Below are 25,645 nucleotides of genomic sequence, written 5' to 3' on the forward strand. Positions count from 1 at the left end.
GCCCTACGGGCCGCAAAGACGATAAACCCTCCGGGTTTATGCACAATTCCTCCGGAATTGCTATTGAATTGCTCCGCAATTCAATGCGAGGCGCTTTTCTGTGGTGCAGCGTTCGCGACTCTTTAACTCCTGTCGCCGTGGATCAGGCCAAAGATCAGCGGGCTACTTATTGGGGTGAGTGTTCGATGCGGCCGGGGCCTGCGCCGGTGGCGGCGCCCTGTCCCCTTCCACTGCTGGGTGCTCCGGGAACGGACCGTTGAGGGACCGCCAGCCTCCACGGTTCGCACCGCATGCCCCTATGCTACGGGACGCAACTCCTCCGTGTCTACGTTTTTCCGAAACTGATGCAACGTGATGCAATGGCGGGTAGAGTCTGGAAAAACGGGTCACCCCCGGAGCGGACGGGAGACTTCTGGTTCTTCGCGTCAGACAAATGTATGTAACGCGCCTCAGGGAATTCCTGTGCAAGAACTCGCTTGCATAAATCGTCGGTTGGGAGTCGGCCAGTGAACAGTAGCGGTCTTTGGCGGCATCAGGCAGAAGCCGATGACGCGATTTCCCGAGGCCTTTCCGTACCTCCGGATGGGATAGTGCCCGCCGGGGGCCTGCGGGGGACGGTGGTGATGGCGACCGGTACCGGCAAGACGCGCCTTGCAGCGGTCTCGGCCCGACGCCTGGTGCCCCGGGGGCGCGTGGGGGTAATGGTGCCGACGCTCGAACTGCTCACACAGACCGTCGAAACCTGGCGCGCCATGGGCCGCCAGGAGCCGATGATCGCCGTGTGCTCCCTCGGCGCCGACCCTCTCCTGGAGACGCTCGGCGTGCGGTGCACGACCAACCCGACACAGCTGGCCCTGTGGGCGTCGGCCGGCGGATCGGTGACCATCTTCGCGACGTACGCGTCGCTGGTGCCGCAGGGCCTGGAGGACGAAGGCACCGACCTTGCGGCCGAGGACGGCGCGACGGGCCAGGCAAGCGACTCGGCGCCGGGGGTGCTGGAGCGGGCGATGCGCGGCTCCTACGGACAGCGCCTCGGCACCTTCGACCTGCTGATCGTCGACGAGGCGCACCGTACGTCCGGTGATCTGGGCAAGGCGTGGGCGGCGGTGCTGGACAATGAGCGCATCCCCGCGAAGCGTCGCCTGTTCATGACAGCCACACCACGCCTGTGGCAGGTCCAGCCGGGCTCTGGTGACACCCGTGGCCGTGGATCGGGTGAGAAGGGCTCTGGGGGGCGTCCAGGGGCCGCGGAGGACGATGCTGCGGGTGGTGTGGGGCGGCTGGTCGCCTCGATGGATGACGAAGCGCTCTACGGGCCGGTGCTGTTTGAGTTCGGGTTGATGGAGGCCATCGAACGCGGCGTCCTCGCGTCGTTCGAGATCGACGTGCTGGAGATCCGCGACCCCGAGATGCCCGGAGAAGGCGCTCCGGTCGAAGAGGTGCGCGGCCGACGTCTTGCGGCACTGCAGGCCGCCCTGCTCAAGCACCTGAGCACCACTGCCGCAGGGACTCGCTCGCTGCTGTCGTTCCACTGGCGCACCATCGAGGCGATGGCAGCCGCGCGGGCTCTGCCGGAGACGGCCGCGGAACTGTACGAGATGGACCCCGCGGTCTATCCGAAGCGGGTGGGTTCGGAATGGCTGTGCGGGGACCATCCGGCCGTCTACCGGCGACAGGTACTGGGACGGTTCGCCGACGGCCAGGACGCGGACGGATGGGTCAACGACCTGCAGATCCTGCACAGCTGTCAGGTCCTCAGCGAAGGCGTCGACATCCGCGGCCGGCGCGGCGTGGACGGAGTCATCTTCGCCGACACGCGCAGCTCGCCGGTGCAGATCGTGCAGATCACCGGACGCGGACTGCGCCAGAACCCCGGCGAAGGCAAAGTCGCCCGGCTAATCGTGCCTGTCTTCCTGGAACCTGGCGAGAGCCCCGAGGACATGATGGCGTCGGCCTCCTACCGGCCCCTGGTCGCCGTCCTCCAAGGCCTGCGGGCGCACGATGAGCGGATCGCGCAGCGGCTGCTGCTCACCACCCGCACCGCCCGCGGCCGCGCCACCAGCGTCATCGGCCTTGACCCCGACGCCGACATCGATGAGGAATCCGCCGAGGCGGGCGAAGGCGGTGTCAGCGCGGACAGCGCGGGTGACGGTGCGGGCCCGGGCGCCGCGGAGTCGGAGGCCGCTGACGGTCAGGCTCCGGGGCCGGAGGAGGATGCCCACGGCGGTCTGGAGGACGGTGGGGCCGACGCCGGCGGGCAACAGGCACGCAAGAAGACAAAGACGCCGTTGCTGCGGTTCTCGCTGCCGAAGAACCCCGACGTGATCGCCGCCTTCCTGCGCACGCGGGTGCTGCAGCCGGACTCGGAGGTGTGGCTGACCGGCCTGAACGCCCTGCGCATCTGGGTCGAGGAGAACGGCAACGCCCAGGTGCCGCTGGACGGCACCGTCGCTCTCGGCGAAGACGGCGAGCGCACCTACCGTCTGGGGGCGTGGGTCAGCGAGCAGCGGCGGGCAGCTCGGGCGGGCACGCTCAAGGCGTGGCGCGCCGAGCTGCTGGACGAACTCGGTATGGTCTGGTCGGTCGCCGAGGCGAAGTTCATGAAGAACCTGTCCGCGGCCCGCACGTACTACGCGGTCCACGGGACGCTGGCCGCCCCGAAGGAAGCGGTCGCCGACGATGTGGCTGTGGGACAGTGGCTCGCCAACCTGCGCAAGGCCGGCGGCCTCGGCGCCAATGAGGAGCGCGCCAAGGAGCGCCGCCGGCTCCTGGAGGCCCTCGATGCGGACTGGAATCCGGCTTGGCCCATCGACTGGCAACGCCGCTACGTTCTCGTGCGGCGGCTGGTGGAAGACGACGGTGCCACGCCGGGCGAGATCCGCCCGGGCGTCGTCGTGGACGGCGAGGACATCGGCCGCTGGCTCAAGGCGCAGCGCGAGGGCTGGGAGCAGTTGCACGACGGGCAACGCGAGCGCCTGGCCGCCCTCGGCATCAACCCCACCAGCGGCGATATGGAGGCCGAGGCCGGGGGCGCTGTGATGGAGGATGCGACGGGAACCGAGGCGTTCCCCGACGGCGTCCCCGGCCTGGCCGACATGAACACCTTCCAATGCGGCATCGCGGCACTGACCCAGTACCAGGCCCGCGAGAACACCCTCACCGTCCCCCGCAAACACACCGAAACCCTGCGGCCCGCAGAAGCCGACGCGGGCGGTAAGGACGGTGGTGAGGAGGTGGCAGTGCGGCTGGGTGTATGGCTGTCCAACACCAAGACCCGACGCGCCAGGCTGGGGGCCGAACAGCTCGCGGCGCTGGCCGAGCTGGGGCTCGAATGGGCAACGACGTGATGTCCGGGCCCCTCAGCGGCGGGTGGGCGCCTGGACCGGTCACCGGCATCGGAGGACGCTGGAGTCGTACCACCCGCAACCACCAGGAGGCCGCTCATGGGCTGGGTAGATCCGCAGTACGCGCATCTGCTGCGCGAGGACGGCCGCTACGGCCGCATGATCAATATGACGCTGCAGCTCCTGCGCGAGCGGGAGCGTGAGCGTCAGGAGGACGACGTGCCCAGGTGCGGCTCGTGCCAGAACGGGCAGATCACCGTCGAGGCGCCCGACGGCAGCCGGACCACGATCACGTGCGAGCGCTGCGAAGGCAGCGGCACGGTGCCCGAGCCGCCCGACGACCCACGCAACGGCGCGGCTGGCGGTTACGAGCCTGACCTCGACTGATACCGGATGGACTCCCGCCGACTGACGGGAGACCGTTCACGGTCGTATACGTTCTCGTCCCTGTTGCGGATGGAGCTCTCTAAGTGCGGTGTCAGTCCTTCCCGCTAGCTTCGTTTCATGGACGCAGGAGACTGGATCACGCTCAGCACGGGTGTCGTAGCAGTGGGTGCCGCTGGGATCGCCGTCTGGCAGGCGAGGATTGCATCGGCTGCGGCGAGCCACTCCGGGCGGCAGGCCCGTGCAGCCGATGAGCAGGTGCGGGTTGCTAGCGAACAACCTTGACAGGCAGAACGCGCGCACAGCGAGCAGCTGGCGTTGGCAGAGCGCATCCACCGGGAGCAGAGTGAGCCGTACGTGATCGTTGACATCCAGCCTTCGGATCCAGCCTCGGGAGTCCTGGTGGTCGTCATTGAGAACATCGGCTCGACCATGGCTCGAAATGTGCGTATCTCTTGCAATCCGCCCCTGCTCTCCGCGTGGGGAGACGATATGACAGAGATGGTGCAGCGCGCCTTGTCCCGAACCATTCCCATGCTGCCGCCTGGGCGTCGGCTCGAATTCCTCCTAGATAACCAGGATCGGTTCCAAAACAGTGGCCTGCCCACCGCGTATACCTTCACCGTCGAGTCTGAAGGTCCCAGCGGAACCGTGGAGCCGCTCGAGTACGTGGTCGACTTCGGTACCTGGGCAGAGTCCCTGATGAAAAACCGTCCGACCAAACAGATCGAGGACAAGCTCGGCAAAATTCAGAACGCGGTGAAGTCTCTGTCGGATAACTACGAGCGGGCCAACGCACCATCCATTCGGGCCGAGCAGGAGCGCGTCCGGAGCCTTATGCGGGAGCGGGCAGAGGCACGCAGCCGCGGCAGCGAACCGCCGGCTGGCCCCCAGTAGCGCTCAGCGCGCAGGCGAGACGTGGGCGTCGGCGGCGGAGGGGTCGTGTGGTGAACGCACGGGTGTGACCGCTGCGGCGTGTATACCGCGTGCCGGCCGTCGTCCGCCCCGGCAGACGCACGCACTCGGCAAGCACTGGTGCACCCAGTGCGGGTCGATGTGCTGGGCGACGGCCAGGTGGGCGGCCTGCGCATCGTTGACGGGAAGAACTACGGCCACAAGGGCATCATCACCGCATACTGGGTGAACGGGCACATCAAGTTGGGCGAGTGCAGCGGACGGGACTGAGCGCCCGCACCGCAGTGGACCGTTACGAAGGAGCACGCCCATGAAGCAGTGGCACAAGGGCGACCGGGTCATGGCCACCGGAGAGACTGACCACCCCGAGGACCCGATCGGCGAGATGGCTTCAACCACCGTGTTGGGTGAGGTCATCGTGGTGTTCCCTCTCGCCGGTGCAGAGATGCACGACCCTGACGAGCTGGTACCTGCTCCCGAGCGGGACGACAGGGCGGCGGCACCGTAGGGCGCCCCATGACCATGCCGCCGCCCGGCGTCGGCGAGAGCAAGCTCAGCGCTTCTGGCTCCTGGCGTAGCATCCTTCTGGGACGCCAGCGCATTGAGCTGTGAGGCTCAATCGGGACTTCTGCGAGCGGGGCTTTGCCGCCCCGCGCCAAGCAACAGCACGGTCGTGCGAGTTGCCAAGCCGTCGGCGACCGCCCCCTGCGACTCGCTCTCGTGCGCTCCTGCCCGCTCGTTCAGTCCTTCAGGAGGCCACGCTCACTGACGAGGTAACCCGCCTGCATGCGGGTCTTGGCGCCCAGCCGCCGCATGATGACTTCTATGTGGCGCTGGCAGGACCGCAAGGACATGTTCAGTCGTCGCGCGATCAACCGGTCGTCGACACCTTGCACCATGAGATGCAAGATGGTGCGCTTGGTGCTTTCGGAGAGTTCCTTAACCACTTGGCGCTCGTACGAGGTACTGAACGTGACGCCCCGGGTCCACGCCCGCTCGAAGGCTGCGACCGCGAACGAAACCACGGCGGAGTCCCGAACCAGCACGATTGCGTCTGAGCGCGTGTGATCGGAAAAAACTGCCACCTGGCCGTCGAAAACGATCAGTGGCATGAAACTGTCGCTCCGAGTGCGGTACGACGTATTGCGCTGCGCCTGGGCCTGCATGCGCTCGGCCAGGTCCCGCCGGAAGCGTGCCGTGTGCGGGAACAGCACGCGGACCTCGACATCCGCACCGAGTACGGGCTTGCCTCCTGAATGAAAGTACGGCATGGCCGCGATAGCGGCGGTCACATCCGGTTCGGAGAGCAGGATCTCCGAACGGCAAGAGGCAGCCAACTGCTCGGTCAGCTCAGCGGCTTGGCGAGGCGATGTGACGACCTCCACCGATGCGGGTCCCGCGGAGCGCGCTACTCCTTCCTGGTAGTCACTGGTGAGCTCGTACAGCACCGCGCGTATGCGGTCGACCTCATGCTGCCGGTGTTCGATATCGCGCTGCAGGGGCGCAACGAGCTCGACTCGCGCCGTCTCAGGTGACACCGCAAGGTATTTCGAAGGTGACGTCGAGTCGACACGGACCAGATGCATCTGAAGCAACCTGCCGATCGACGTCTCAATTTCCTGCTGCTGCCGCCCGGTCCCTGATGTGATTTCCTTGACAGAGCAATGCGCGCCCCCGGCGATCCATCTGTAGACCTCGCGGTCCTCGCTTCGGAGAAAGACCGTCCTGGTCTCCGTGGCTCGCGATCTGAGTGAACCATCTTCGCGTGTGACGTGTGACACATTAGGCACGGTGGAATCCCTCATGCTACCGCCAGGCGGGAATGCGACGCCCTGGCTGGCGTTCTCTTGCTGGGCCGGAAGCCTAACCTATCCATGGCACCGGAACCGGCTCACGTCTCACCGCCGGCATCTATGCCTTCTCGTGACCGCAGGGTGTCCGGTGGCCGCCCTTCTCGCCACGCGGATTACCGCACGTGAAGCGACGCCGAGCCGCGCGGCCCGCTTGCGCCCGGCGGACACTCAAACTCTTTGCACCAAGAAACGGAACTGTCACACTCGTGCAACGCATAACTCTTTGCGTCGACGACTTGGCGCGTATCAGAATCATCGGCCCACTCGGCCAGCACATCGAGGCGATATTCGCAGTGGATGCCCTGCGCAACACGAAAATTGACTTCCTGCAAGCTTGGCGCCATAGAGTGATCGCGACAATAACGCATCCCGGCAAGGAGCTGGATGGAGCCCGGCGGCTGGCGAGGGACAGCGGCGGATCTCGTGGTGTCCTGTCCGCCTGGTCGAGCCACGCGAAGGCGCCAGGTGCAGCCCGCTCCTGCGCCCTGGAACTACAGGGAGCACACTTAGCAGCTGCCGTTGGAGAGATGTGCCAGGTGGCCGTGCGACCGTACTGGAGGCGCGTTCATGCTTGTCTCGCCTCGGTCCAGGAGCTCCGTCGGGACATCATGTGCCGTGATGGAATCGGGGCCCTGCTGAACAGCCTAGGCCCGGGCATACGCTGGAACGCGCCCGTACTGGAAATCGACTCCGCAGGCATGGCGAGTGTCGAGCCGAACGGATGCGGACTGCTGCTGTCCCCTTCGTTCTTCCTGCAGGGGGGCGCCGCGGTGCTTCCGTCGCTTCCGGGCGGCGCGGGGAGCGGCCCGGTCCTGGTCTTCCCCGGCCGCCCAGAGGGCCGTCACTGCTCCCTGCTGGACGAGGGGCCACCGTCTGCGCCCGCCGCAAGCCGCCTGCCGCAAGAGAGCCTGGCTGCCCTGCTAGGCAGGAACCGAGCAGCTGTTCTCCACGCATTGCGTGACGGCTGCAGCAACGGCGAACTCGCCGAGAAATTGGGAATCACCCCGGGTGCGATTAGTCCGACACGTAGCAGACGGTCCGGCATCCAGCCCTTCCGTGACAAGCCGTCCGATTCTGCAGACGGATTCCCGTCCTCACCGCGAGTGCCATGCCAAAACGGCCGATGTTCCGCCTGGTTTTAGCTGGAGCTAAAAAGGTTGCAAGTTGTACGACCGATCTGGATCATGATCCCGTCGGCAGATGGCGCAGAAGTGCGACCTTGCTCCGTGTTCGGCGTACCACTGGACGAGGATTCCTTGCGGCCAGGGCAGATGGAGGGAAAGTGGATCCGAAATATGGGCTGTATACCGTCGCGGATTCGCATTGGTATGAGCCGCTGGAACGTTGCGACGACACCTCCTCACGATTCTCTCTGGCCAAGCGCGAACTCCCCGTTGGCTGGAAGCGGAGCCAGTACGGTGTCTGGGAAGTTCTCACCCCCACCGGCGGAGCGAAGCTTCCCGATCAGGGCTGGAAGGTCCACATCACCGCCACTCCCGATACCGCCGAGGAAGCCATTGAGCAGACCTGGGCAGTGTGTCGGCAGCTGAACCTCCCGTGGAAATTCCTGCGCAGCCGCCGCGTCACACACTTGCTCAACAGCAAGTATGCCAACCGCGCCGCCAGCGGCAAGGTCGTCACCGTCTACCCGCGTGACGCGGAAGAACTGCGCACCGCCCTCACTGAACTAGATGCGGTACTGGGCGGCCGCCCAGGCCCGTACATCCTCTCGGACCACCGCTGGAACAGGGGGCCGGTGTCCGTCCGCTACGGGGCGTTCACGCTCATGTGGTGCGAACTGCCCGACGGCTCCCGGGTACCGGCGTTGCACGATCCCCAGGGCAACGCCGTCCCCGACCGGCGCCGGCCGGTCTTCACCGTTCCCGAGTGGGCCGACACTCCGGATTTCCTGGCCGCCAGCCTCGCCGCCGCGGTCCGGGACACTGATATCACGCTCAACGGCTACATGATCCTCAAGGCACTGCACTTCTCCAACGGTGGGGGTGTGTACCTGGCCGAAGCCCCCGACGGCACTCAGGTTGTCCTGAAGGAGGCACGGCCGCACGCGGGCCTGGATGCGGCGGGTGCCGACGCGGTGGAACGGCTGCGCAACGAGTGGTCGGCCCTGAAAGCCGTCGGCCACCTGCCGTTCGTCCCACGCCCCATCGAGTATTTCACCGAGTGGGAGCACCACTACCTGGCCATGGAGCACATCCGGGGAGAGTCCCTCAGCACATGGATGGGCCGCGACTACCCCCTCACCCGGCATGACCCCGATGAGCGGGTACGCGCCACGTACGCCACCTTGGCCCTCGACTACTTGGGGCAGGTGGAGGCCGCCATCGAGTGCCTGCACGAGGCAGGGCTGGCCTTTGGTGACCTGCACCCGCACAACATCCTCATCCGTGACGACGACACCATCACTCTGGTGGACTTCGAGATGGCCACATCTGTCGACACCGAACGCACCGCCGCGCTCGGCGCCCCCGGCTTCGTCGACCTGTCGCTCACCAGCGCCCGCGACCGCGACCTCTACTCCCTGGGCTGCTGCCAGCTCTCCGCGTTCATGCCGCTCACCGGTCTGGTTCAGCGCACTCCAGCGGTCGTCGGCCACCTGATCGAGATGGCCACCACCGCCTTCTCGACACTGCCGGCCGCATACGTCGAGCGGATGGCGGAACGCCTGGCCGTGTCCCCGACCGTGTGCCCCTACCTTCCCGGACACCGGGCCGACGCGGTGCCCGCGCTCACCCCACCGCGCGCCCTCTCTCTGCTGCGCGGCATCGACCGGTCCGCCGACACCACCCGCACCGATCGCCTCTTCCCCGGTGATATCGCTGCGCACCGGGAAGGCGCGGCGCTCGGGCTCGCCCACGGAACGCCCGGTGTCCTCCTCGCCCAGCTCAGCACCGGTTCCTGCTTGGTTCCCGAGCACCTGAGGTGGCTGGAACGCGCGGCTCGGCGGGCCCCGGCCCGCACCCCGCTCGGGTTGTACGACGGGCTGGCCGGTACGGCATGGTTGCTGCACCGGCTCGACAACCCACTGGGTACGACACTGATCGACCGCATTCTCTCAAGCCAGATGCCCTCATCACCCGGGCTGTTCAGCGGACTGACCGGCATCGCTCACCTCTTGTTGGACGTCGGCTTGTCGGACACCGGCGTACGCGACGCAGCGCTCAAACTGGCCGCGGCCGTGCGGGACCGCGTCGGTGAGAACGGCGTGTTGGACCGCCCCGGTCTGATGCACGGCTGGTCAGGGCCGGCGGTGCTGCTCGCCCGCTGCGCCCGCCTGACCGGCGACGAGGAGTGGGCCGAGGCCGCCGCGAGCGCTGTGCGCGCTGACCTCCAGCACGCGCGAGAGCTGGATGGAACACTCCAGATGAGCAGTTCCCGGCGTCTGCTGCCCTACCTCGCTGAAGGTTCGGCCGGCGTCGCCTTGGCGGCCATGGCGCTACCCGGTACACAAGCCGCCGAGGTGAACGTCGACGCCGTCGTGGCGGGGGCAGCACGCGCCGCGGCAGTGGACACCGTGGTCCAAGGTGGTCTGTTCAACGGCCGGTCCGGGCTCGCCTACTTCCTGTCCCACGCCACCGCTCACGTACCGCAATCACGCAGCTGGGCCGAGCACCAGATACGTCTGCTGTCCCTGCATGTGGCCGACCACGGCAACGGGCAGGTCCTCTGCGGTGACCAGCTCCTGCGCCTGTCCGCCGACCTGGCGACCGGCGCTGCCGGCGCCCTGCTGGCGATGGAGGCAGCCAAGACTCCCGGCACCCGCCTGCTCCCCGGTGCTCACCCGACCAGGATCGAGCTACCGACCGCAGCGGCCTGCCGGGGCACATGCACCCGTACCCGGAAAGGAGGTGACTGACCATGACGAACGTTCTCGCCCTGCAGGAGCTCGCCGAGGAAACCCGCCCCGAAGGAGTGAGCACCCTCAGCGTCTGGGGCTGTGACACCTGATCGTCTACCGGGGTACGCCCACGCCGGAGAGGAGGTGACTGACCATGACGAACGTTCTCGCCCTGCAGGAGCTCGCCGAGGAGATCCGCCTCGACGAGGGATGGAGCTCCCTCAGCGTCGTCAACTGTGACACCTGATAGCTCTCATCCGTGAGAGACGGGGTGCGGGGATGCCACGTCGAGTGCGGCATCCCCGCACCTTCCCCAGCTGACCGCTCCATGAAGGACAGTAATCGTGCCTGCCATGTCCTCTGCCCCGCCTCCTATGGTCGCCCCGCGCATCTCCCCCACCCGTCTGCTCTGGTCGGAGGTACGGGCGTATCCCGGGAGGGTGATCGGCGCGGCGGCAGCGTGCTGCGCCACGGCGGCGGGTTTCGGGGCGTGCCTGTTGCTGATGCTGGGCGCGGGCCTTGACGATCACCCGGCGGGCTCGCCCGAGGCTGCTGCCGCCCAGGGCGCTCAGCAGATCATGGGGCTGCTGATGTCCATGCTGTTGATGTGTGCAGTTCTGGTCACGGGCTCCACCGTGTCGCTGTGGACGGGACAGCGGCTGCGGCAGTTCGCCGTCCTCAAGGCCCTGGGGACCACCGCCGCCCGGCTGCGGCTGATGGTGGCCGCGGACGTGGCACGCCTGGCCCTGGTCTCGGCGGCCGTCGGTGCCGCAGCCGGAGCCCTGCCGCTGGCAGCGCTCGGACGTCGTCTGCTGATCGAGCAGCAGATGTGGCCCGCTGGCACCTCGCTGCCGCCACCCGCCCAGATATGGGGCGTTTGCGTCGCCGTCTGTCTGGGGACCTGCGGCGTCGGCGTACTCGCCGCACTGCTGAGCGTGCGGGCCGCCGGACGGGTCAACGCGATCGACCTCCTGAAGGACCACGAAAGCGCGCCCGGACTCCAACGCAGCCGCGCCCGGCTGATAACCGGCCTGTCCATGGCGTTGCTGTTCTGTGTGCCCTTGCTGCCCTACATGGCCCTCGCGCCGCTTTCGGCGAAGGAACGCGCTGCCATCCCCGCACTGCTGGCCCTGCTCGTCATCCCCACTCTGGCTGTGCTGGCCCCGTGGATCACCCCGCCGCTGACCAGACCGCTGTGCGCGGTCCTGCGCGTGCTGGACCGGCGCGTGGGCGCCCTCGCCGCCGCCGGGCTGCGGGCCACGCCCGCCCGCACTGCGGCCCTGGCTGTTCCCGTCCTGCTGGCCGTGGGGCTCACCGCCTGCCTGCTCGGCGCCGGCGCCACCATGGGACGCGCGACCCAGCAGGAGGTCGCATCGGCGCTCCGGGCCGACGCGGTGATCAGTGCGGAACCGGGAGTTCGGCTCCCGGCAAGTCCCGGCCCGCTCCGCGGAGCCACCGCCACCCCGGTGGTGGCCGCCCAGGTCACCGTGCCTGGCCGCAAACGCAGTTCAGCGCCGAAGCCCATCCGTGCCTGGGGCGTGGACGGACGCGCGCTGACTCGCGTGCTGGACCTTTCTGCGCGCGAGGGGGACCTCACAAAGGTCGCCGAGGGCAGCTTCGCCGCAGGCCTCGAACTGGCCGACGAGGCGAAGTGGAAGATCGGCCAGTCCGTGGACCTGACGCTGGCCGACGGCACGACACAGCGGTCGACCCTCGTCGCGATCTACACGCGCGACCTGGCATTTCCCCGCGTGATTCTCCCGCGCGCCACCGCCCTCGCTCACACCGTCTCCCCCACCTCCGACCGCATCTTTTTGACCGGGCCGAGCAGCGCCTGGCCCGCGGCGAAGGGCCAGACCGTCGCCGCGCGCGGGGACTATGCACGGACCTTCGTCCGCAGTCCCGGCGACGACCTGGCCACCCGCCTGATCGTGGCGGTGGTCGCGGCGTACGCTCTGCTGGCGGCGGCCAACACCAGTACGCTGGCGCAGCGTGACAGGGTGGCGCAACGTGCCCACCTGCGGGCCCTGGGCCTCAGTCGGTTCCAGATGGTGCGCTGCGTGCTGTATGAGGCACTGGGCGCGGGAGCTATCGGGGTGGTGCTCTCCGGCCTTGTTGCCGTGGTGTGCCTGGTGCCGCTGTCCGTGGCTCTCGGCCTCGGTCCGCTGCCGGCGGTCGATGTCCCGTGGACTGCGGGTGTGCTGGTGCTGGCCGCTGTGGCGCTCGGCACCCCCGCTCTCATGACGGCCCATCCACTGCTGACCGTCCAGCGGCAGTTCGCCCGGAGAGGACAGTGAACACTGTACTGTCCGGGCTGGCACTGGGCAGACCGTTTTGGCTGTTGTTCGGCGGGGAAGCCGCGTCGGCGTTCGGGGCGACCGCCTCGGTCATCGCACTGCCCGTGGTCGCGATGCAGGCCTCCGGGGATGCCCGGCAAGCCGGGCTGGCGAGCACGGCGTTCTCCGCGGGCATTCTCCTGGCCCGCCTGCCTGCCGGAGTGTTCGCAGACCGTTTCGATCGCCGTACGCTGCTGCTCTACGGCAATATTTTCGGCACTGCGATTCTGGGAACTCTGGCGCTGCTTCAGTCACGAAGTGCCCTAGGCCTTCTCGTGCTGACGTCTGCTGCGCTTCTTATGGGCATGGTCGGCAGTACCTTGACGCCGGCCGAGAACGTCGCCGTCCGGAATTTCGTGCACCCCGACCATCTTCCGAGGGCCTTGTCGTTGATGCAGGCTCGCACGGCGGTCTCCCTGATCGCCGGGCCGGTGGCCGGCGGCGCACTGCTCACGGTGGAACCGGCATGGGTCTTCACCCTCGATGCCGCCACCTATTTCCTCGCGGCAGCGTGTATGGCGGCCCTTCCGTCAGGAGCGGGTCCTGCTGGGGCCGGGCGGCCCACCCTGAAGGCCGCCTGGGAAGGCATCCGTTTCCTGTGGCGCTCGCCGTTTCTGCGCTACGCAGCGGTCAATGCCGCTGTTCTCAACCTGATCTTCAACGGCCTGCTGATCGTCATCATCACCTCGGCTGGCGGGGAGAGGGCTGGCCTGGGCATCGGTGCGCAGACCGCGGCGATCGGAGCCGGGGTCCTGGTTGGTTCCCTGATCGCCCCTGCGGTGGCCCGACGTTTGCCGGCGGCGCGCGGGATCGCGCTGTCCACCGGCGCGATCGCTATGGCGCTGACAGGCTTCGCGCTCGTCCACGGCAGCGGGGCCGCGGCGTTCCTGCTCGCCCTCGCCTCCGCCTTCGGACCGGTGGTCACCGTCTTGCTGACCACCGCGCAGATGCGAATGACCCCAGCTGAGCTTCAGGGCCGAGTACACAGCGGAATCAGCTTCCTCTCGCAGGCCGCCTCCCCGCTGGCCCCCACGCTTACCGCCGTATCCGCCCACGCCTTCGGCCTCTTCCGTACCGTACTGGGAGCCGCGCTGCTGGTGGTCCTCCTCGCTCTCGTCGGCAACGTCGTCACCGTTCGCCACCTCCATACCTCATCCCAGGCCACTGCCGGATGCTTCTCGTGTGACTCAGGCGGTTTCGAGACGGCCAGCGGTCAGGGAACCGGCGGCACCGAGCTGACAGGGACGCCCGCCGAAGGCGGGGATCGGAAACCGACGGACAGAAACAACGAATGAGGATGAGCACATGCCCTTGGCACACACCTCGCTGAGCCGCCCGGGCCCCCACCCGGCAGCCGCCGCCCGCGCCCTGACCAAGGACCACGACATAGGCGGCCACCGGGTCACGGCGTTGGACCGAGTGTCCCTGGACATCCACCGAGGACACTTCACCGCCATCATGGGCCCCTCCGGCTCCGGCAAATCCACCCTGATGCACTGCCTGGCCGGACTCGACTCCCCGTCCTCCGGCGCGGCCTGGATCGGTGAAGTGAATCTCACCGAACTGCCCGACCGGAAGCTGACGCTGATGCGCCGTGACCGGATCGGTTTCATCTTCCAGGCGTTCCACCTGCTGCCCACCCTGACCGTCCTGGAAAACATCACCCTGCCGATGGCCCTCGCCGGCAAGCGCCCGGACCAACAGTGGCTCACCGAAGTGACCACCACGCTGGGCCTGCGGGACCGGCTGGCCCACCGACCACCGCAGTTGTCCGGCGGCCAGCAGCAGCGAGTGGCCTGCGCCCGTGCGCTACTGAACCAGCCAGAGATCATCTTCGCCGACGAACCCACCGGAAACCTTGATTCCCGGGCGGGCGCCGAAGTACTGCGCCTGCTCCAGGAATCGGTCCGGCAGCTTGGCCAGACCATCGTTATGGTCACGCACGACCCGGTCGCCGCCTCCTGCGCCGACCGCGTGGTGTTCCTCGCCGACGGCAGGATCGTCGACGAACTGCAGCAGCCAACGGCGGACCGGGTGCTGGACCGGATGCGTCTGTTCGATGTCACAGGCAACGCTTGAAGCGGGCATGGGCACAGAGGCAGCACAGTGCAGCCTGGTGGTGGTGCGCGGTGCCGTCTTCGAGCCCGACGGGGCACCGGAGGGGCGGGAGGAGGCCTGCCGGCGAGCCGTCCGGCCGGGACTTCACACGGCCAGCCGCCAGGCCCTCGCCCACTGCGACACCACGCAGTACGTCGCGAGCCCGGCGCAGCGATCGTGCCGGTCGGCGCTGTGGCTGTGCAGGGCCCGTTCACGGGGTCTGTCGCTGATCTTGTGATGGTCGGCTGCTGGGCTGGCAATCCTCTGAATGTGCAGTTCAGAGGGGGTGGGACAGTTGTTTCCGCACCTGTCGGGTGTGGTGGTGGAGTCGATCGGGGTGAGCACGAACGTGGTCACGCTTCGTACCCGGTGCCGTACCCCGCGGGCGAGATGCGCGCGGTGCGGGATGCCGTCGCGGCGGGTGCACGGCCGGTACGTACGGAGGCTCGCGGACGCCCCGGCGGGTGGGGTGCCGGCCGTGATCGAAGTGCTGGTGCGCCGGTTCACGTGCGGCTCGCCGTGGTGCCCGGCGGTGACCTTCGCCGAGCAGAACCCGGGCCTGACCAGCCCGCACGCCCGCTACACCCCGCAGCTTCGCAAGCTGCTGGGGCGTATCGCCGAGGTCCTGGCAGGCCCACCTGGCGCCCGGCCGGCGGGCAGGCTCGGCATGCCGGTGGCCAAGGACACTCTGCTACGGCTACTGCGAGCCACGCCCGTTCAGGCCGCCGAATCCGTACGGGTATCGGGCATGGACGCATTCGCGCTGCTCAAGCGACACACACGCGACACTGCTGGTGGATCTCGAAACCCGGCGGCCGATCGAGGTGCTGTCCGGCCGCGAGCCGAGCCGGCCGCCCGCTGACTCACCGACCACCCCGAGGTGGAGATCGGCTGCCGCGACCGCGCGTCGGCCTACTCGGAAGCCGCGAAGCGGGCCGCACCCCAGGCGATCCAGATCGCGGATGTCTGGCATGTCTGGCACAACCTCGCCCAGGCCGTGGAGAAGACGGTGACCAGCCACTACTCCTGTCTCCGGGCGCCTGAGCCCGATCCCGAAGCGGGGCCGGCCAAGGAAGGACTCCCGCCCATGCCGGACGGCATGCTCGACTCTCGTGGGAGGCCCGCCGCATCGTCGCCACCATGCTCAAGCGGCATACGGCCGTGCAGGAACTCCTCTCCCAGGGTCGGCCGTTGCGCGGTATCAGCCGCGACCTGCACCTGGACTACTACGCCGTCCGCCGCTATGCCCGCACCCCGACGTCCGGGAGCTGCTGGTCAAGGTCACCCAGCGACGCACGAAGCTGGACGACTACAAGGCATTTCTCTACCAGCGCTACAGCGAGGGCTGCCGCAATGCCTCACAGCTCTTCCGCGAAGTCCGCGACCAGGGCTTTCGCGGCGAGCGCACCATGGTCAGCAGCTATATCCGCCAGCTCAAACTGGGCACCATCCCGGCGCCGCCGCCCTGGACACCGCCCAAGCCCCGGCGGGCGCTGAGGTGGATCATGACTGACCCGGACGTCCTGCGGCCGAGTGAGCGGCAGGAGCTGAAGGAGCTCCGGGCCGCCTGCCCCGAACTCGACGCCACCGTCCGGCATATCCGCGGCTTCGCCGCCTTGATGCACCAACGGCGCGGCGACGGCCTACCCGGCTGGATCGAACAGGTTCGTCGCGACAACCTGCCGCATCTGCACCAGTTCACCGACGGCGTGGCGCGCGACCAGGAGGCCGTCGTCGCCGGGCTCTCTAGCCACTGGAGCTCCGGCCAGGTCGAAGGTCAGGTCAGGTCAGGTCAGGTCACCAGAGCCAAGCTCCTCAAGCGCGCCGGCTACGGCCGAGCCAATCTCGATCTCCTCCGGACACGCAACCTCCTCAGAAACTGAGTCAGTGCCGTCACAAGATCAGCGACAGGCCCCGTTTACTCGTACGCGGTTATGCACTTCAGCTCGTACGCCGACAACTGCCGGTGACGGCGATGGAGGTCGTTCCCGGCGGCATCCGAAACGGTGCCGCTTCGATGTCCGCCTGCAACTGCGCCCAGGTCGCCGGGGCAAGCGGACGCCGCTTCACGTAGGGCGATGCGCCCTCGAAGCGGTCCGCCCAGTCCACCGTGTAGTCGGCGTCCTCCGCCATCGGGTCCGGTTTCAAAGTGGCGACGGAAAGCACCGCCCGTGACGTGCCGGCCTCCAGACGCAGAGACCGGATCGCCTCCCTGACATCCGCCAGGGACAGCCTGCGCTGCCCATCGGCGACTCGGCGGGCCACCCAGTCCGCGCCGGCGTGCATGGCCTCCTCATCGAACCGCAACCCGGCAGCGAACATCAGCACCTGCAAGTGCTCATGCAGGTGCATCACGTCCGTGCCAGGTCGAAGCGCAGCACCTTCAACAGATCCAGCAGCCTGTCCTCGCTCACCCCGATACCGGCGGCCCAACGACTGCGCGCCTGCCCCTTCTTCGATCGCGGTCCCCGCTGCGCCGCCTTCGGCACGAGCGACTGGGTGCGGGAATCCCTCAGTGAGATCAGCGGATCCCCGGCATCCGGGGACCGGTTGCTCAACAGGGCAAGATCGACCAGAGTGCCGTCCCCGGCGAGTTGCTGCCAGGCCTGCGCCACCTTGCGCAGGATCGACGGGCCGCCCTGGTCGCTCGGCTTGAGCAAGACTCCTCGTTGACGGGTGAGGAACTGTCTGCGGCGTACTTGACCTGCATGTAGGTGTGCGGCGGGTCCTCGCGGTACAAGACGACGTCATCCACGTTTCCCACGCCGTCCGCCTCAACGCCGACCGCTACCACCGGGTTCGGCACGCGCAGCGCCGCGTCACGCACCGCCGTGGCACAACCCTGCCACGCGACCAGCCACTGGTACCGGTCACCGGCGATACGAACACCCGTCGAACTCGGGGCAGGCAAGTCAGGCACGAAACACGGTCTCCCACTCGAGCGGCCGCCATACCGCAGCCAACGAGCAGATCATCACCGGCGAACCCTCCCCCCGCCCAGCCCATCAACGCTGAAGCCCGTCGGGCTGAACGACGGCGTTCTCGGGCCCGCCCGACGCTGACCAGCTTGCAAAGACCAAGGGCGCAGAGCGGGCACCTGCGCTCCCCCAGCCACTGCTCTATACGCGTCGGGAGCACTTGATGCCCAGTCCATGACAGACACCCACCCGGCAAGGGTTCGTCAGCCGAAGGCATGCAGACACCCCTGGCCGCTACCGGAATTCTCAACACATCTGCGGGATTCTCACCAAGCCTGCGGTACTGCAGCTCAAGGTCCTGATCCGCACGGAGAAAACCTAGCGAGGCATCTCTCAGCCATCTGCATCCTCGCAGGTCAGAGCGATCTCTCTACCGCAAGAGAAATGAGAACTCACACCCAGTCCCAGCACTAGAGATCTTTAATGGTGGGGGTTTGCCGTCCGGGTGACGGGTGGTGGCGCACTCGGTATGCCGGAGGTATGAGGTATCCCGATGGGGGCGGGCTGAGTGCCGCGGAGCGTGCCCGGCGGGAACAGGTGCGTCTGGCGGCGGCTGAGTGGATCGAGGCGGGCGTCGGTGACCGGGAAGTGGCCCGGCGGTTCCGGGTGACACGGATGTCGGTGAACCGCTGGCGCCGAACCCTGGCCGACGGCGGACGGGAGGCGCTGGCGCCCAAAGGAGCCGGTGGCGCCCGCTGCCGGCTCGGCACCCGGCAGTTGCGGGAGCTGGAGACGGCTTGGGCCGCCGGTCCGGCCGTGCACGGCCGGGGCGAGGACCAGTGCTGGACGCTGGCGCGGATCGCCGCCGTCATCCACCGGCGGTCCGGGGTGCACTACACGCTCGCCAGGGTGGACCTGCTGCTGCACCGCACGGGCTGGAGCGTGCAGGTCCCGGCCCGCCGGGCGGCCGAGCGGGACGAAGCCCGTATCGCCGCGTGGAGGGGCGAGCAGTGGCCGGCGGCAAAAGGACGGCGGCACACCTGGGCGCCTGGATCTGCTTCGAGGACGAGGCCGGGCAGGAGCTGAGGCCGCCGCGGGGCCGCACCTGGGGCCGGCGCGGACACACCCCGGTGGTGCGGGTGTCCGCCGCGGGCACCAAGCGCATCTCGCTCGCGGCCCTGGCCTGCACCCGGCCCGGCCACCGGCCCCGGCTGATCTACCGCACACTCGTACACCGCGGCCCGGGCCGGGGCCGGCGCAAGGGCTTTACCGAGACCGATTACGCCCGGCTGCTGGATGCCGCTCACCAGCAGCTCGGCGGCCCGATCGTACTGGTGTGGGACAACTTGAACACGCACCGCAGCACCGCGATGCAGCGGTCGATCGAGGCACGGGACTGGCTGACCGCCTACCACCTGCCGCCCTCCGCGCCGGAATTCAACCCGGTCGAAGCCGTCTGGTCTCATCTGAAGCGGTCCCTGACCAACCTCGCCAAGCACGACATCGACCAACTCGCCCTCCTGGTCAAGAACCGCCTCAAACGCATGCAGTACCGGCCCGACCTCATCGACGGCTACCTCACCGGAACCGGACTGGACCTCAGCCTCGCCTAACCCCCACCGTTAAAGATCTCTAGCTGGTCCAAGGCAGGCGGACGGCTTCGGTCTCAGGGTCCGCGAGCAGCGCCTCGACGAGCGGGCGGGGCCCGCAGACCTTGGTGCCCCAGAGGTCGTAGTCGGTGCAGACAACCCAGGAGCGGTCCGCGGCCCACAGGTTGGAGGGGGTGTACAGGATGTCCGGGTTGTCGAAGAGGGCCTGGGTGTCGCCCAGTCGGCCGGAGCGGACAAGCCCGTTCTCGAAATCCTGCACGACGATCGGGTTGTAGTACACCAGACAGGGGGTGTCCGCTCCCTGGGGGCTGTGCTCGGTGAGGAACCGGATCAGTTGGTCCCATGTCGGTCTGTCAAGACTGCCCTCGGCGGGCCACTCGATGGAGCCGGGCCGGATGCCCGCCTCTTTCGCGGAGGGAAAGCAGCGAAAGCAGGGGTACACGCCCTGCGGCACGACTGGATCACCGATCCGGGCGGCCAGCTCTGCCCAGCGCAGCCGCTGCCAACCCGGGCCGGGGTGCTCGTCCCGGCTCTGGCTGTCGTTGAAAGAATCCCCGGCGGTTCCCCCGCGCTCGTACATGCCGCCGAGCACCCAGGCGGCATCGGGTCGCCCGGGTGCCTCATAGCCGGTGAGGCCGTTGTCCTGGGCGAGCTCGGCAAGCCAGTCAGTCTCGGAGGCAGGCGCGAGGGGCCACAGGGCAAGGATGTCATCGGGCATCCGGCCAGGCTACGGGCCCGGGTTCGCACAGCTTCGGCGACCCGGCAAACCTTCCCGGTCACAGCACTCACGGGAGTAGCCGACCAGCGCGCTCTACCTGGACAAACGTCAGGGCGTCGATCGCCATCCCGCCGTGACGGACCAGCTCAGCGCCCAGACCGGATCCGGGCCCACCTGCCGCGGTAGGGCAACCTCACGGCGGGCGGCGAGCGCGCGGCGGTAGCCGTCCCAGGCGGTCTCCCGGGTGCGTACCGGCCCGGCGGGTGCGGCCGCAGTCTCCGGGCCGGCGTCGGCCAGCTCGGACACCGCCACCGTGCCGGACGCGAGGATCTTCAGGGCGCGCACGACTTCCACGCTCATACCGCTGACAACGACGGCCCCACCTACCTGCGTGTCCACGCCAACCCCGAAACCCCGACCACGACCGGCAGATCACAACACTGCGCCAGGCCGGCGCCCCAGACGACTGGACCCGTGCCATTCCCCAGCAAGCAGTCCAGCACCACGACCGGCACCGTCAGGCGGAGCGGCTGCGGTAACAAAACGTCTGCCCGAACGAGAGACAGCCACCCGTAGCCGGAACGGACCTGCCGCCACCAGCAGCCCCTGAGCGCGGAGTCCCTCCTCACGGGCGTCGCGGGCCGCCTTCTCGGCCCGGTTCGCCTCGGGCCGCACGGCCACACGCTCGGCCGACAACTCGGAGATGCCAGTGTGCCGATGGGCATCCGGGTGTAGGGCGGCCCCAGCCCCACACCGCTACCGGAAACTCCTCGACGACATCCGCCAAGGCTTCCGCGAGCCCGATGATGCGCCCGTACGGTTTGCGTTCCCGGATCCAGCCGATGATGTGGGCTTCGTGCAGGCGCCAGCCCGTCTTGGTGTCCGCCGCTGTCCGGATGACGTGCTCGGTGAGGATCAGGCCGGCGAAGGCGGGGGCGGTCGAGCACGCGGTCATTCGGGGCCGGTGGGTGGGTGAGAGGTCTACAGGGGTGCCGGCTCGGGGCGGAAGGGGCGGTACGGCCAAGCGGCGGACGAGGCTGGTTGGGGAGAGGACGGTGGCAGGCAGCGCGGTGGGCAGGGCCAGTACGGCCACGGAATACATGCTGACGTCGGTGGCGTGCCGGCCGCCTCTGTGTACGGCGGCCAGGTGGAAGAGCGTTGCCTCGTAGCCCCGTATGTGTCCTTCGAGGATGTGCTTGACGTGGTTGCCGCGCAGGCCGAAGGGGTGGCCGGGTGCACCGAATCGTTTCACCCAGTCGCGGGATTCTCGCTTGCGATAGTGCCAATCGGGATCCTCGCGGTATCTGCGAAGGCTTTTTCGAAAGCGCCACATTCTTGGCTGTCTCCTCACTCCTTGTAGGCGCCGTCCGGGTCGGTCAGCTTGGAACGAGGCTCGTCGAACGGGCTGTCCGGGTGGTCGGCGGTGCGGTCGGTCTCATGGGCGTTGGCATCTCCGTACACCACGCCGTTGGCGGCGGCTTCCCGGCCCGAGCCGAAGGCGGGCCCGGACTCGGGGCCCCGGCACCGTCCGCCGCCGGGTCCGCCACGGTCGTACCAGGTATCGCCGCCGTGCACCGATGCGCCGCCCGCCGCACCGCCAAGGCCGCTGGTGATCAGGTCGGGGATGATGCTGTCGCTCGTCTTGCCGCCCGCGTTGCCGTCGGCGATGTCGACCGCGTCGGCGGCCGCCTGGCCCGCCCCGCTGGCGACAGCGCCGGTGACCGCCCTGCCCGCGAGCCCTCTGCCTCCGACGACATCACCCAGCGCACCGGGCAGCTTCGTGCCCAGTGCCCGGCCGCCCGCTCCCACCACATCGAACCCCTATGGACACAACTTTGGCCACACGGCATCGAACCCGACGGCACGCCCACCCCCGCCCCGTACCCGCCTGAAAACCACCCCTGGCACAGAACCTGGTAGGCCCCCGCCGGCACGCGCGCCCCGAAGACCCACACGCACAGCCTCACCAGCCCTCACCGCACAACTCACCGACCACACCCCAGAAACCAGCCGACAACACAACAGAATCCTGATCTGCAGATAGCGAACTTCTCCGAGACCAACCCGGAGTCGGCGGCGTCCCGCATTCTCGGGGAATGCATGGCGGGAGCAGTCCGCTGACCGGCTGCGCTTCCCGCGACCAGTTGCACGTACAGCCCTGCGCGACGGAGGAAGGACTTCACGTGACTGCGATCCTCAAGCACGGTGACTTCACCAGCCTGGCCGAGAACTACTCCAAATACCGTGAGGGGTACGCGCCCTCAGTCATTTCCGCGCTGATCGGCCTGCTCGGCGGGTCTGCTGAGGTATGTGATGCCGTCGACGTGGGGGCCGGCACCGGCATCTGGAGCCGCATGCTCGCGGAAGCCGGTTTTCGATCGGTGACGGCCGTCGACCCCAACGACACCATGCGGTCGGCCGGGGAGAGGGACTCCGCGCACCATGACATCGCCTGGCGTGCCGGGAGCGGTGAAGAAACCGGACTTGCCACCGCATCGGCAGACCTTGTGACGATGGCCTCCTCCTTCCACTGGGTGGACTTCCACAAGGGCACGCAGGAGTTCAGCCGCGTGCTGCGTCCCGGGGGGTGGTTTGTCGCACTGTGGAATCCCCGTTACATCCAGGCCAGTCCCCTGCTTATGGACATCGAAGCGGAACTGGACCGGCTGAAGCCGGACATGAGGCGGGTCTCATCTGCCCGGCAAGGTCTCATGGACGAGCTTTCCGACCGGCTGGCGGCGAGTGAGCACTTCGACGATGTCATCCTCCTCGAGGGGCGTCACGAGGTGCAGCAAACCGTCGATCAGTACATAGGCGTATGGCGCTCGGTCAACGATGTCCGCGTACAACTCGGCGAAGAGAAGTTCGAGCAGTTCCTCGGCTATGCGCGGCGGCGCATCGGGGATGCAGAGACGGTGCGGACCACCTATCTCACCCGCGCGTGGGCAGCCCGCCGCGTGGGCGCCTGAAGCCGCTGCCTCGCCGGGTCTGTGACAGGCAGGTGAGCGTGAAAAATCCTCGTGTGCGGGAACGTTGCAGGTCATGAACGGTTCTTGGTTTGCTGAGCGGATTCGCCGTCACCAGGCGATTTTGCTCACCGCGTTGCTCACGACCACGAACTTCCTTGTCGTCTTCGACGGCTTGGTGGTCACCGTGGCACTTCCTGCGGTGCAGCACAGTCTGGGGCTCGGCCAGGCCGGCGCACAGTGGATCATGACGGCCTACACCCTCCCCCTGGGCGGCATGCTGCTGCTGGGCGGACGATGCAGCGACCGCTACGGACGCCGCCCGGTGCTCATGACCGGGTTCGGACTGTTCATCGCCGGCTTACTGCTGGCAGGTCTCGCCCCTGCACTGTGGCTACTGCTGCCGGGGCGCATGCTGCAGGGCGTGGGGGCCGCTCTCGCGGTCCCCACATCCTTCGCGATCATCAGCGCGCAGCGGTCGCCGCGTGACCGTAACCGTCTGTTCGCCGCTGTCGCGGTGGCCGGCGGGCTGGGGGCGGCAGGCGGCGCCGTCTTCGGTGGCGTCGTCACGCAGGGTCTCGGCTGGCGCTACGTCTTCCTGCTCTCCGTACCGGTCGCGCTCCTCGCCGCCCTGGTGGCGCCCAAGGTCTTGGAGCGCCAGCCGCCGGCTGCGACGGCCGGCGGACTGGACCTGCCCGGCGTCGTGCTCTCCATGGCCGGTCTCATGCTGCTCGTCTTCGCCATCACGAACACGGAGACCGCGGGTGCGGCCACCTTCGGCACGCTGGGCCCCCTGGCACTGTCTGCTGTTGCGTTCACCGGCTTCCTTCTGCACGAACGCAGAACAAAGGACCCCCTGCTGCGCCTGGGAACACTTCGCGTGCCCTCTTTCCGTACCGCGGTGCTCGCGATGCCGGCCAATGAATTTGCCTACCAGGGAAGTGTCTTCATCGGGTTGCTCTTCTTCCAGCAGGCTCTCGGATACAGCCCCCTCGGTGCGGGGCTGGCCTTCAGTCCTCTCGGGCTCGTGGTCCTGGTCGGCTCGTCCGTTGCCGACCGGCTCCTGCACCGCTTCCGCTGGACGGTGGTGGCAGCCGGCGCCCAGTTCGCCAGCGCTGTCGGCCTGGCTCTGCTCGCCCTGGCCGACCCGGAGAGCGCCTACCTGCCGCACATCCTGCCGAGCATGCTCATCCTGGGGCTCGGAACGGTAGTGGGAGCTGTCTCCTTCAATGTCGCCGCAGGCAAGGACATCTCCGCCCATGACAAGGGCGTGGGTTACGGCGTCTTCGAAACTGCCAAGTACGTCGCGGGCGTCTTCGCCGTCGCGGGGCTGGGCAGTATCGCCGCGGCCCGAAGCGGCTCCGCGGAGACGGCCAACCGGGCCGCGGCACTGGCAACGGGGTATCAACTCGCTTTCACCGTCGCAGCGGGCATCGCTGTTGTCGGCGGGATCACGGTCGCGGTGCTGGGCGATTCGCCAGGTCTGCGGAGAAGGCATCCGGGCCGTGCATCAGCGGTCACCGGCACGAGCGACGCGCACTCCTCACCACGTTCTCCCGACACATCAGACAAGGGAAATCGATGAGCGAGAAAATCTACTACCTGCTCCACGGCATACAGGACCGCTACAATGCCCTCTACCAGGACAATATCGAGGTACTCGGCGACCAGGACATCGCGGTCGCCAGTATCGGAGGCTCCGGCCAGTCCCTCCTGGGGAACATTCTTCTGGAGCTCGAACTCAACTACGCAGACCCCTACATCGATGCCCTGAACGCCGACGGCACGAGCAGGCCAGTACCTGCCTATGCCGAATATCGCAGCAGGCTGGCCGCCACCGACCGGAGCACCTGGGACGAAAATGCCCAGGAGCGGCCCCGATGGCCCCGGTTCGTGAAGACACACCTCACCCCCGAGTTCCTGGAACCCCGCCCTTTGCTGGGGGCTTGGATTCTGATCAGAGACCCGCGTGACTCCCTCTACTCCTGGCACAAGTTCCGCACCAACTTCGCAAAAGACCCGTTGGACCTCATGGCCCACACCTTCGAGCAGTGGCTGGAACAGCCAGGCCCTGCCGGAGTCACCCGGCTCGAAGACTGGTCGTCATTCTATGACTCATGGGACAAGGTGCGCGCAAACTTCCAGCGAAGCACCGTGACAACCTTCGAAGACCTCAAGACCAACCCCGTACCGACGCTGCGGAAAAATCTCGAAGACCTGGAAGTAGACGTCAAGCAAGCCGACTTGCTGAAAGCGATCGAGCGAAGCAGCTTCGAAAGCATGCGAGCACACGAAGAAAAAAGCTCGGCCACGGGAAGCAGCGGAAACGCAACCAGGACCCGTATCATGCGCAGCGGGACTCCCAACGAATGGCACAACTGGATGACCCCCAGCCTGCACCAGAAGTTCAGCACCGGGCAGATCGCCGAGGTAGCCCATCGCTTCGGTTACAAGACGACCGCATCATAAGAATGCGGCACCTCCTGACCTTTCACGCCGCAACGAAGAGCGGCAGCCGAGCCCAAGCTCGTGGCCGGTCCGGGCGGACGGGCCAGGGGCGAAAACCATAGCGGTACAGCACTGCGATGCCGCCGTCATGTTGCACGTGCCGCCCGAGGGACCGCACTCATTGCTCTCGTACAGGGAAA

The 25,645-nt window shown here is 67.8% G+C and carries 24 protein-coding genes; 17 read left to right on the forward strand and 7 right to left on the reverse strand.

The window, feature by feature from the left end; all coding sequences use genetic code 11:
* Nucleotides 1-506: 506 nt before the first annotated feature.
* From IH45_RS0139265 to IH45_RS0139285, 5 genes are all read left to right on the forward strand, one after another.
* Nucleotides 507-3,347, forward strand: a complete 2,841-nt coding sequence (locus IH45_RS0139265; RefSeq protein WP_030680629.1) for a DEAD/DEAH box helicase — start codon at nucleotides 507-509, stop codon at nucleotides 3,345-3,347.
* Between the two features lie 96 nt (nucleotides 3,348-3,443).
* The gene (locus IH45_RS0139270) at nucleotides 3,444-3,731 is read left to right on the forward strand and encodes a hypothetical protein (RefSeq protein ID WP_030680631.1); all 288 of its coding nucleotides are present in this window, start codon (nucleotides 3,444-3,446) and stop codon (nucleotides 3,729-3,731) included.
* Between the two features lie 315 nt (nucleotides 3,732-4,046).
* The gene (locus tag IH45_RS01000000144585; protein ID WP_063763099.1) at nucleotides 4,047-4,625 is read left to right on the forward strand and encodes a hypothetical protein; all 579 of its coding nucleotides are present in this window, start codon (nucleotides 4,047-4,049) and stop codon (nucleotides 4,623-4,625) included.
* A 147-nt stretch (nucleotides 4,626-4,772) separates the two neighbouring features.
* Nucleotides 4,773-4,913 (forward strand): hypothetical protein, encoded by a 141-nt coding sequence (locus IH45_RS1000000149085; protein WP_158813427.1) that lies wholly within the window; start codon nucleotides 4,773-4,775, stop codon nucleotides 4,911-4,913.
* A 40-nt stretch (nucleotides 4,914-4,953) separates the two neighbouring features.
* On the forward strand, nucleotides 4,954-5,151 hold the full coding sequence (locus IH45_RS0139285) for a hypothetical protein (RefSeq protein ID WP_030680634.1): 198 nt from the start codon (nucleotides 4,954-4,956) through the stop codon (nucleotides 5,149-5,151).
* A gap of 232 nt (nucleotides 5,152-5,383) precedes the next feature.
* Here the strand turns inward: IH45_RS0139285 and IH45_RS0139290 are convergent, their stop codons facing one another.
* On the reverse strand, nucleotides 5,384-6,424 hold the full coding sequence (locus IH45_RS0139290) for a LuxR C-terminal-related transcriptional regulator (protein WP_158813429.1): 1,041 nt from the start codon (nucleotides 6,422-6,424) through the stop codon (nucleotides 5,384-5,386).
* A gap of 1,195 nt (nucleotides 6,425-7,619) precedes the next feature.
* Here IH45_RS0139290 and lanKC point away from each other — a divergent pair.
* The 8 genes from lanKC to IH45_RS01000000144595 all read left to right on the forward strand — a co-directional run bounded on the left by lanKC (nucleotide 7,620) and on the right by IH45_RS01000000144595 (nucleotide 16,668).
* Nucleotides 7,620-10,370: a class III lanthionine synthetase LanKC gene (gene lanKC / locus IH45_RS0139295; protein WP_234440845.1), complete on the forward strand. Its 2,751-nt coding sequence runs from the start codon at nucleotides 7,620-7,622 to the stop codon at nucleotides 10,368-10,370.
* 2 nt (nucleotides 10,371-10,372) lie between these two features.
* A complete protein-coding gene (locus tag IH45_RS1000000149615) occupies nucleotides 10,373-10,462 on the forward strand; it encodes a class III lanthipeptide (RefSeq protein WP_199810776.1) in 90 nt (29 codons plus the stop codon).
* 44 nt (nucleotides 10,463-10,506) lie between these two features.
* Nucleotides 10,507-10,599 carry a class III lanthipeptide gene (locus tag IH45_RS1000000149620; RefSeq protein ID WP_199810777.1) on the forward strand — a complete coding sequence of 31 codons (93 nt, stop codon included), beginning with the start codon at nucleotides 10,507-10,509 and terminating at the stop codon, nucleotides 10,597-10,599.
* A 106-nt stretch (nucleotides 10,600-10,705) separates the two neighbouring features.
* A complete protein-coding gene (locus IH45_RS0139310) occupies nucleotides 10,706-12,649 on the forward strand; it encodes an FtsX-like permease family protein (RefSeq protein ID WP_078898001.1) in 1,944 nt (647 codons plus the stop codon).
* The gene (locus IH45_RS0139315; protein ID WP_030680647.1) at nucleotides 12,646-13,983 is read left to right on the forward strand and encodes an MFS transporter; all 1,338 of its coding nucleotides are present in this window, start codon (nucleotides 12,646-12,648) and stop codon (nucleotides 13,981-13,983) included. The genes IH45_RS0139310 and IH45_RS0139315 overlap by 4 nt, the downstream gene beginning before the upstream one ends.
* 10 nt (nucleotides 13,984-13,993) lie before the next feature.
* Nucleotides 13,994-14,767 (forward strand): ABC transporter ATP-binding protein, encoded by a 774-nt coding sequence (locus IH45_RS0139320; protein WP_030680649.1) that lies wholly within the window; start codon nucleotides 13,994-13,996, stop codon nucleotides 14,765-14,767.
* Nucleotides 14,768-15,053: 286 nt separating this feature from the next.
* Complete coding sequence (locus tag IH45_RS1000000150725) at nucleotides 15,054-15,647, forward strand: transposase family protein (RefSeq protein ID WP_078898002.1); 594 nt, start codon at nucleotides 15,054-15,056, stop codon at nucleotides 15,645-15,647.
* Nucleotides 15,648-16,194: 547 nt separating this feature from the next.
* Nucleotides 16,195-16,668 (forward strand): transposase, encoded by a 474-nt coding sequence (locus IH45_RS01000000144595; protein WP_050515505.1) that lies wholly within the window; start codon nucleotides 16,195-16,197, stop codon nucleotides 16,666-16,668.
* Nucleotides 16,669-16,726: 58 nt separating this feature from the next.
* Here the strand turns inward: IH45_RS01000000144595 and IH45_RS1000000150420 are convergent, their stop codons facing one another.
* Together IH45_RS1000000150420 and IH45_RS1000000150425 are read right to left on the reverse strand one after the other, a co-directional pair.
* Entirely contained in the window at nucleotides 16,727-17,137 is a 411-nt protein-coding gene (locus tag IH45_RS1000000150420) for a hypothetical protein (RefSeq protein ID WP_234440847.1), read from the reverse strand.
* The gene (locus IH45_RS1000000150425) at nucleotides 17,137-17,445 is read right to left on the reverse strand and encodes a hypothetical protein (protein ID WP_234440848.1); all 309 of its coding nucleotides are present in this window, start codon (nucleotides 17,443-17,445) and stop codon (nucleotides 17,137-17,139) included. The genes IH45_RS1000000150420 and IH45_RS1000000150425 overlap by 1 nt, the downstream gene beginning before the upstream one ends.
* Before the next feature lie 798 nt (nucleotides 17,446-18,243).
* Here IH45_RS1000000150425 and IH45_RS1000000151190 point away from each other — a divergent pair.
* A protein-coding gene (locus IH45_RS1000000151190) for an IS630 family transposase (RefSeq protein ID WP_463607460.1) occupies nucleotides 18,244-19,316 on the forward strand; the annotation gives its coding sequence in 2 pieces (ribosomal slippage) (nucleotides 18,244-18,733 and nucleotides 18,733-19,316; 1,074 coding nt in all).
* A gap of 19 nt (nucleotides 19,317-19,335) precedes the next feature.
* On the opposite strand, the gene IH45_RS0139355 is transcribed toward IH45_RS1000000151190, so the two are convergent.
* The 4 genes from IH45_RS0139355 to IH45_RS0139370 all read right to left on the reverse strand — a co-directional run bounded on the left by IH45_RS0139355 (nucleotide 19,336) and on the right by IH45_RS0139370 (nucleotide 21,843).
* Nucleotides 19,336-20,031 (reverse strand): hypothetical protein, encoded by a 696-nt coding sequence (locus IH45_RS0139355; RefSeq protein ID WP_030680658.1) that lies wholly within the window; start codon nucleotides 20,029-20,031, stop codon nucleotides 19,336-19,338.
* A gap of 108 nt (nucleotides 20,032-20,139) precedes the next feature.
* Nucleotides 20,140-20,391: a hypothetical protein gene (locus tag IH45_RS0139360; protein ID WP_030680660.1), complete on the reverse strand. Its 252-nt coding sequence runs from the start codon at nucleotides 20,389-20,391 to the stop codon at nucleotides 20,140-20,142.
* A gap of 265 nt (nucleotides 20,392-20,656) precedes the next feature.
* Nucleotides 20,657-21,283: a hypothetical protein gene (locus tag IH45_RS1000000149090; protein ID WP_158813437.1), complete on the reverse strand. Its 627-nt coding sequence runs from the start codon at nucleotides 21,281-21,283 to the stop codon at nucleotides 20,657-20,659.
* 95 nt (nucleotides 21,284-21,378) lie between these two features.
* Entirely contained in the window at nucleotides 21,379-21,843 is a 465-nt protein-coding gene (locus IH45_RS0139370) for a hypothetical protein (protein ID WP_158813439.1), read from the reverse strand.
* Nucleotides 21,844-22,214: 371 nt separating this feature from the next.
* On the opposite strand from IH45_RS0139370, the gene IH45_RS0139375 reads away from it, so the two are divergent.
* From IH45_RS0139375 to IH45_RS0139385, 3 genes are all read left to right on the forward strand, one after another.
* A complete protein-coding gene (locus IH45_RS0139375) occupies nucleotides 22,215-23,000 on the forward strand; it encodes a class I SAM-dependent methyltransferase (RefSeq protein WP_030680668.1) in 786 nt (261 codons plus the stop codon).
* 73 nt (nucleotides 23,001-23,073) lie between these two features.
* A complete protein-coding gene (locus IH45_RS0139380; RefSeq protein WP_078898004.1) occupies nucleotides 23,074-24,582 on the forward strand; it encodes an MFS transporter in 1,509 nt (502 codons plus the stop codon).
* Nucleotides 24,579-25,466 (forward strand): sulfotransferase domain-containing protein, encoded by an 888-nt coding sequence (locus tag IH45_RS0139385; protein ID WP_030680674.1) that lies wholly within the window; start codon nucleotides 24,579-24,581, stop codon nucleotides 25,464-25,466. The genes IH45_RS0139380 and IH45_RS0139385 overlap by 4 nt, the downstream gene beginning before the upstream one ends.
* The last annotated feature ends 179 nt before the right edge of the window (nucleotides 25,467-25,645 follow it).

The sequence above is a fragment of the Streptomyces rimosus subsp. rimosus genome, from assembly GCF_000720725.1.
Classification (GTDB): Bacteria; Actinomycetota; Actinomycetes; order Streptomycetales; family Streptomycetaceae; genus Streptomyces; species Streptomyces rimosus_A.